The sequence below is a fragment of the Cetobacterium sp. genome (assembly GCF_048470075.1).
GTDB lineage: Bacteria > Fusobacteriota > Fusobacteriia > Fusobacteriales > Fusobacteriaceae > Cetobacterium_A.
In genome coordinates, this window is the sequence record NZ_DBGBQB010000065.1 from 1 (window position 1) to 5,293 (window position 5,293).

General features: G+C 32.2%; 7 protein-coding genes. 3 read left to right on the forward strand and 4 right to left on the reverse strand.

Annotated features, from left to right (window positions below):
• Together ACMOUI_RS02270 and ACMOUI_RS02275 are read left to right on the forward strand one after the other, a co-directional pair.
• Positions 1-390 (forward strand): glutaminase (locus ACMOUI_RS02270; RefSeq protein WP_418964125.1); only part of this gene is annotated, 390 nt, incomplete at its 5' end.
• Positions 391-445: 55 nt separating this feature from the next.
• A complete protein-coding gene (locus tag ACMOUI_RS02275) occupies positions 446-1,654 on the forward strand; it encodes an ammonium transporter (protein ID WP_418964126.1) in 1,209 nt (402 codons plus the stop codon).
• A 37-nt stretch (positions 1,655-1,691) separates the two neighbouring features.
• Here the strand turns inward: ACMOUI_RS02275 and ACMOUI_RS02280 are convergent, their stop codons facing one another.
• Both ACMOUI_RS02280 and ACMOUI_RS02285 read right to left on the reverse strand, forming a co-directional pair.
• Positions 1,692-2,018: a DUF1622 domain-containing protein gene (locus tag ACMOUI_RS02280; RefSeq protein WP_418964127.1), complete on the reverse strand. Its 327-nt coding sequence runs from the start codon at positions 2,016-2,018 to the stop codon at positions 1,692-1,694.
• A 22-nt stretch (positions 2,019-2,040) separates the two neighbouring features.
• Positions 2,041-2,820, reverse strand: a complete 780-nt coding sequence (locus ACMOUI_RS02285) for a glucose 1-dehydrogenase (protein ID WP_418964128.1) — start codon at positions 2,818-2,820, stop codon at positions 2,041-2,043.
• Positions 2,821-2,917: 97 nt separating this feature from the next.
• On the opposite strand from ACMOUI_RS02285, the gene ACMOUI_RS02290 reads away from it, so the two are divergent.
• Positions 2,918-3,556, forward strand: a complete 639-nt coding sequence (locus ACMOUI_RS02290; protein WP_418964131.1) for an NADPH-dependent F420 reductase — start codon at positions 2,918-2,920, stop codon at positions 3,554-3,556.
• A 39-nt stretch (positions 3,557-3,595) separates the two neighbouring features.
• Here the strand turns inward: ACMOUI_RS02290 and ACMOUI_RS02295 are convergent, their stop codons facing one another.
• Together ACMOUI_RS02295 and ACMOUI_RS02300 are read right to left on the reverse strand one after the other, a co-directional pair.
• Positions 3,596-4,051, reverse strand: coding sequence for a rhodanese-like domain-containing protein (locus ACMOUI_RS02295; protein ID WP_418964129.1), 456 nt, complete (start codon positions 4,049-4,051; stop codon positions 3,596-3,598).
• Between the two features lie 15 nt (positions 4,052-4,066).
• On the reverse strand, positions 4,067-5,293 hold a 1,227-nt coding region (locus tag ACMOUI_RS02300), incomplete at its 5' end, for a phosphatidylglycerol lysyltransferase domain-containing protein (RefSeq protein WP_418964130.1).

Genomic DNA, 5,293 nt, shown 5'->3' on the forward strand with positions numbered 1-5,293 from the left:
GTTTTAAGTGGAGATGTAGAGGAGATTCTAGATGTTTACTTTAAACAGTGTTCAATATATGTAACAACAGAGAGTTTAGCTAAAATTGCTAGATTCTTTGCAAATGGTGGAGTTTTATCAACAGGAGAAAGAGTTATTCCTAAAAAATACGCACAGATAGTTAGTGGATTGATTGCTACTTGTGGAATGTATGACCAAAGTGGAGAGTATCTTGATAATATTGGAATCCCAGGAAAATCTGGTGTTGGTGGAGGTATAATATCTCCAGTATCAAGTAAAAAAATAGGTGTGGCAGTATTTGGACCAGCTTTAGATGCACAGGGAAATAGTGTTGCAGGTATGGGAATAATGAAAGATATTTCAAAAGAGATGGAACTAGACATGTTTTAAAAAATGAAAAAGGTCTCTTATTTAAGAGACCTTTTAAAATAGGAGGTGCTTGTGTATGTTTCAAGGTGTAATACATGGAAATATAGCATTTATGGTAATAGCAACAGTATTGGTATTTTTTATGACTCCTGGATTAGCATTTTTTTATGGAGGATTAGTTGAGAAAAAACATTCACTAACTTTGATGTTACAAATTTTTATTTCAATTGGAATTGTAACTATAATGTGGGTATTTGGTGGATTTAGCTTAGTATTTGGAAATACTATTGGTGGAATAATAGGTGATCCATTTCAGTTTATGAATTTTAAAGATGTAATATTTCAAGTGAATACAACTTATGGATTAACAATTCCATTTTTAATGTTTTTTATGTATCAATTGATGTTTGCAATGATAACTTTGCCATTGATGACAGGTTCTATAGTTAATAGAATAACAATAGGAGCGTGGATAAAATATCTTATTATCTGGATGATTTTAGTTTATTTCCCTGTAGCTCACTGGGTATGGGGACAAGGGTTTTTATCTAAAATGGGATTCGTAGATTTTGCAGGAGGAACAGTTATTCACGTTTCAGCAGCATTTTCTGGTTTAGGAGCTCTTTGGGTTCTTGGAAGAAGAAAAGTAATAACTGGAAAAGGACCATTTAATATGGGGCTTATGGCAGTTGGAGCTGGAATTTTGATGTTTGGTTGGTTTGGATTCAATGCAGGAGGAACTTTAGCAGCTGCAGGAACGACAGCAATTGTATTTACAAATACAGGAATAGCATGTGGAAGTGGTATGGTTGTTTGGTCAATAATGTCATATTTAGAAAAGAAAAAGTTTTCATTTTTAGATCCTTTAGTTGGAGCGGTTGCAGGGCTTGCGACAATAACACCGGCTTCAGGGTATGTAACACCTCCATCTGCAGCATTAATTGGAGCAGTTGCAGGAATCGTGTGTTTTTATGCAATAAAAATTCCAAGAAAGATGCAATGGGATGATGTTCTAGATGTATGGGGAGTCCATGGTGTTGGTGGATTTACAGGAACTATACTAATAGGATTTTTAGCAAATGAGATGGTAAATAAAGTTTCGGCTAGCTCTCATCAACTATGGATACAACTGTTTGGTGCAGTATTAGTTGCAGTCTATTCAACAGTTGTTTCATATATAATAATGAAATTTTTAGATAAAACTTCCAATATTAGAGTAACAAAAGAGCAAATAGAAAAAGGATTAGATGAAAGTTTATTAAATGAAAAATATAGTGATGATTAAAAAAAGCTCTAAGCATAGGTTTGCTTAGAGCTTTTTTCTATTTGTGTTTTTCAATCTCCCAACTCATTATAGTTCTAATAATAACGATTAAAAGAACTAATATAATATTTTGTAGGTCCCTCAAAATAATAGTATCGATAATATCTGCAATTATTAGAAATTGAAGTCCTACTAAAATATATTTATCAAAAGTATCTCTCATTATTTTATTAAAGTTTAGATTTTCAGTATTTGTAAATAAAATTTTAACACTTTTTAGAAATCCAAAACAGATAACCCCAATGGATAAAACCGTAAAGAAAAAGGCTAACCAATGTAATAAAAGTTTGAAAGAATCCATAATATAGTGCTCAAAAGTAAGCATAAGTTCCACCCCTATTTAAAATTTATCCTTCTAAATCTTGTTCTCCTCCACCATTTACAGGAAGTATTTGACCAGTTATCCACTTAGAAAGTGGTGAAGCTAAAAAGAATACAGCCATGGCGATATCATCCGCTTCCCCTAAAACCTTCATAGGAGTTTTTTTAAGCATAATCTCCTCAAGTTCAGGAGTTAGAACAGTGGCTAAAGCATGAGTTTTAATAGCTCCTGGAGCGATGGCATTAACTCTAATAATAGGACCTAAATCCACTGCCATATATTTAGTAAGCTGGTTGATAGCCGCTTTAGAACTTCCATAAACGCTCATATTATGACTTTGCATTAAGCTGGCCATAGAACTGATATTAACTATTGAACCATATTCACTGGCAATCATATGTGGAGCACAAAGTCTAGAGAGATTAAAGATACTAAAAACATTAAGATTATAGATTTTCTGAAGATACTCAGGAGTTAACTCTAAAAACTTCTCTTTTCCTCCACCTCCACCTCCAGCATTATTAACTAGTATATTTATTTTACCAAACTCTTTAATAGCCGCTTTAACAACCTCTTCTAAATCTTGCAAAGATGTTACATCACATTTGATGCCAAATGCTTTAACTCCTTCTCCTCTTGCTTCAATTGCTGTATTATCAGCTTCGACTTTATTGAGATCAGCACAGACAATGTTAGCACCAGCTCTGGCAAGCATAAGGGCAGAAGCTTTCCCAATTCCAGCACCAGCACCAGTAATAATGGCTACCATTCCCTTTAAATTATAATGATTTTCAATTTTAAACATAATAAAACACCTCCTAAACTACTTTTCTAATAAAATGGAGAAAATCCTTTTAATATTAAAAATTAAAAGGATTTAAAAAAATTATTTCGAAAAAAGTATTAGAAATAATGGATTTAAGGAGGAAAACATGAATATAGGAATATTAGGAAATGGAGTTATAGGAAATGCATTGGCAGAAGTTTTTCATAAATTAGGACATCCAGTACAGATAGGAGTAAAAAGTTTAAAAGAGGAGTTTGAAAAAAAACACTATATAGAATATGTTGAAGGAAAGGATATAACAGAGGACAATGAGATAATAGTTATAGCTGTACCAGGAAATAAGGTGGAAAAAGCTATTACAGGAATAAAAAATCCTGAAGGTAAAATTTTTATTGATTTAACAAACCCAATAGGGGAGGATTTTATTTTAACTCGTGGAAGATATACTTCAAATGGAGAGGTGATACAGGAGATTTTAAAGGATTCTCATATAGTGAAAACACTGAATACTTTGGGAGTGGAAAAGTTAATTGATCCATGCATAAATGAGAAAAGATTAACTATGATGATAGCTGGAAATAATAAAATTGCAAATAAAAAGGTGGAGGAGCTTATTTTAGAGATGGGGTTTGATCCAATGATAGTGGGAGATATCCATTTTTCAAGATATTTAGAACCACTGGCAATGATTTGGATTGAAATGGTAAGAAAGCAGGGGAAATCCTTTGAAAATGGGTTGATTTGGATAAGATAAAATAAAAATCTGAGCTAAGTTTAGCTCAGATTTTTTTGTCTATTTTTTAATGGGTTCAACCATATCTTTATAAGGCCAAGTATTCATTCCCTCTTTAGCATTATAAACTTTTTTAAATTGATTTTTAGATAAAATTGCTGCAGCTTTTTTTGAACGTCCTCCAACAGCACAGAAAGTTATATAGGGTTGATCTCTATCAAGTTCATTCAATCGACTTTCAAGTTCAGGTAATGGTATATGTTTAGCTCCCTTTACTATTCCAGTTTTTTCAACTTCATCATTATTTCTAACGTCCAGAAGAGTCGCCTTGTTTGCATTTAAAATCTCCATAACTTCAGATAGGGGAATTGTTTCATAATCACCCTCAACATCATTAAAAGATGAGTATGTAGCTTTTAAAACCTTATCTTTTAATGATTCTTTTGGAGCTGAATCAGAACCTAAAAGAGTGATACTCAATGCTAAACAAAGAGTTGTTAAAAGAATTTTTTTCATAAAAACCTCCCTAAATTATTTTTTCGAAATAAGACCTCGAATTCCACCAGATATTAAAAGAGTAACATCTTTTAGTATGTTTGGCAAGTTAAAAGGACCTGAGTATGCTATATATCTAGGTTCCCATTGAGGATTAAATTTATCCTTAAAGGCTCTAAGACCTTTAAAGTTATAAAAATGTTCACCATGGGAGAAGATAGCTTTCTCTATTTTGTTCCAAAAGGAAGCTGTATTATCTTCAATTCCCGCCAAAGGAGCCATTCCAAGATTAAACTTTTTAAAGCCATTTTCTTTTCCATAGTTAATAACAGAGATGAAGAAATAATCCATAGTTCCATGAACAGCTTCATTACGATATCTCATAAGATCAAGAGATATCTCCTCCTTATTTAAGGTTTCTAAAATATTTCCAAAAGCCAATATACGATCATCTTTTTTAATGATTCCAACAGGAAAATTTAGCAGATACTCTTTAGTGAACTTTCCCAAAGAAAACCCTTTTTCTTTAGCATTTTTATCCTGTAACCATTCATTGGAGATGCTTTCTAACTCATCTAAAATCTCAGGAACTTTTTCAATAGGAATAACTTCAAAGTGATATCCCTCTCTTTCAACTCGATTACAAGCATGTCTAAGAGGTTTTGCATCACTTCCTTCCAAAGAGAAGTTTTCCAAGTGAACTTGAGCAAATTCACCAATTTTTAAAAAGCTAAGTCCTACATCTAGATAGTAGTTTAAGTATTCTTTTCCAATTTCATAAAAAACAGTCTCTTTTTTATTGGCTTTACAATGGTTATAAAATTTCCAAATACAACTTCCAAAAGTTTTTTCATCTCCAATTGGGTCGCCCATAGCGACATAGGAGTGACCACTTCTTCCAAACATGATAAAGGATTTATTGCTATCGTCAAAAATAATCTCTTTATCACCTAAAAGAGATAGATAGGAGTCTGTTTTACTAGAGAGTTCAATACAACTCTTTAAATACGTATCTGTTGGATTATTAACAGAGGGGTTGGAAGCACTATTCTCCATGGAATCAATACCTTTAGAAATAGAGTTTTTTCCACTAATAGTATTTAAAATAGCTAGTATAGCAATAGCGAAAAAGATTCCCAAGAGAGTATTTGAAAATTTCCATGACATCTTTGTAAAAAATTCGGTTTCTTCATATGAAAAAATACCTATATATATTCCAATTGCCACTATTAAAAATATCATAAAAAACCATTTTAAAGAGAG